General features: G+C 29.6%; 2 protein-coding genes. Both read right to left on the bottom strand.

Features of this window, described 5'->3' with window-relative positions; genetic code table 11:
- The coding region (locus Q0370_RS06705) for a type II secretion system F family protein (protein ID WP_299573742.1) at positions 1–837 on the bottom strand (837 nt) is incomplete at its 3' end.
- A 38-nt stretch (positions 838–875) separates the two neighbouring features.
- A complete protein-coding gene (locus tag Q0370_RS06700; RefSeq protein ID WP_299573739.1) occupies positions 876–1,763 on the bottom strand; it encodes an ROK family protein in 888 nt (295 codons plus the stop codon).
- Positions 1,764–1,833 lie beyond the last annotated feature (70 nt).

The following is a 1,833-nucleotide window of genomic DNA, read 5'->3' as shown; positions in this document are numbered from 1 at the left end:
GATAGAGAAAAAATCAAAAAAAGTTGTATTTTTAAACGATTTTTGAATACTTTCACCCTTTTCTATTTTCAAAATAATTTTTTTCAGTTCCTCATTTAAAATATAACTTTTGGAATTTGTACACATTTTTAAAGATTGAATCAATGGAACATTGGCATCTGTCAAAGAATACATATTTCTAGTAAAATTCAATATGCAAATATTTTTATACATTTGCCCAATCATTTTTGTTTTTAAAAAAATTTTTTCAAAATTCTTTTCATTTTTTTCTTTCCAATTCTTTAATCCAAAAATCAAAAAAATTATGGCAATTAAAATAAAGACACTATATTTATCCGTTATTTTACTAATATTTATCACAATTTGCGTGATTTTTGGCAATTCCTGCCCAATGTCAGAATAAATTAGGACAAATTTAGGTACAACAAACTTTAACAATATAAACACAATTACTAATGCTGTAACTATAACTGTTACTGGATAAATGCTCAAATTTTTCACATCTTTTTTTATTTTCTGATTAAACTCGTACTTTTCATACAGATTCTTAAAAACTATTTCCAAATTTCCAGTTCCTTCTCCGATTTTAATCATTTCCATAAATTCCTTATTCATAGTAATCTTTGAAAAAGCCCTATGAAGAGAAACTCCCTTTTCAATTTGCTGTTTTGTACCAATTATCTTACTTTTCAAATCTCCACTATAATTCTGTGCAACAATTCCAAGTGTATCAATTAGTGAAATTTTACCATTTAATAAATAATATACACTTTTAGTAAATGATAACAATTCTTTTTCATTAATTCCACTTTTATTATTTTTTACAATATTTATCATTTTAATTAATCCCCCCTTGATTAATTACAAATCAATCATTATTTTTTACTGTTTTCCAACGCAACTTTTCCCAATGCAATCGATCCGATAAATCCAGCTTCATCCCCAAGCCCTGGATAAACAACATAATCTTCAATTTTTTCTAAAATTTCCTCTTTTTGAACATAACCGTTTAAAAATTCCAGTACATATTTTCTAATTAATGGGAACAGTTGCTGCTGTTTCATAACTCCTCCACCCATAATTATTTTTTGTGGCGATAAAATTAAAGTGTAATTCACAACAGCCTGAGCCAAGTAATATGCTTCCATGTCCCAAACTTCATCTCTCTCAGCAAGTTCAAATCCCTTTTTACCCCATCTATCTTCTATTGCAGGCCCTGCTGCCATTCCTTCCATACAGTCCTTATGAAAAGGGCATCTTCCTTCAAATTTATCATCTTTATGTCTTTTCAAAAATATGTGTCCCATTTCAGGGTGAGTCAAACCTTGAAGCATTTTCCCATCAACAACTGCTCCAGCCCCAATTCCAGTTCCAACAGTAATATACATAACATTTTTAAGATTTTTTCCAGCACCCCACCAGCTTTCTGCAAGTGCTGCTCCGTTCACATCTGTATCAAATTCCATTGGAACATCATAATGTTTTTTCAACTCTCCTATCAAATCATAATCGCTCCAGTAAGGTTTTGGAGTTTTTGTAATATATCCGTAAGTTTTAGAGCCTTTTACAGGATCAATCGGTCCAAAGCTCCCAACTCCCATCACATCAAATTCCTTGTCTTTAAAATATTCAATAACTTGTGCCATTGTTTCTTCAGGAGTTGTAGTTGGAATATTTATTCTATCAATAATTTTACCATCTTCAGTTCCCAATCCACATATAAATTTTGTTCCTCCAGCTTCAACTGCTGCAATAATTGCCATAATTTCACTTCCTTTTCTTTTTAAATTTTTATTTATATTTTTTTTATAATAACTTTAAATCAAATGACAT

Source organism: uncultured Leptotrichia sp., assembly GCF_938036635.1.
GTDB classification, from domain to species: Bacteria; Fusobacteriota; Fusobacteriia; order Fusobacteriales; family Leptotrichiaceae; genus Leptotrichia; species Leptotrichia hongkongensis.
The sequence above is the reverse complement of the archived record's forward strand: the minus strand, read 5'-3'. Positions and strand labels throughout refer to the sequence as shown.

Coding starts and splice junctions, on each gene's coding strand:
- Q0370_RS06700 (WP_299573739.1), bottom strand. CDS start 1,763: ATGGCAATTATTGCAGCAGTTGAAGCTGGAGGAACAAAATTTATATGT.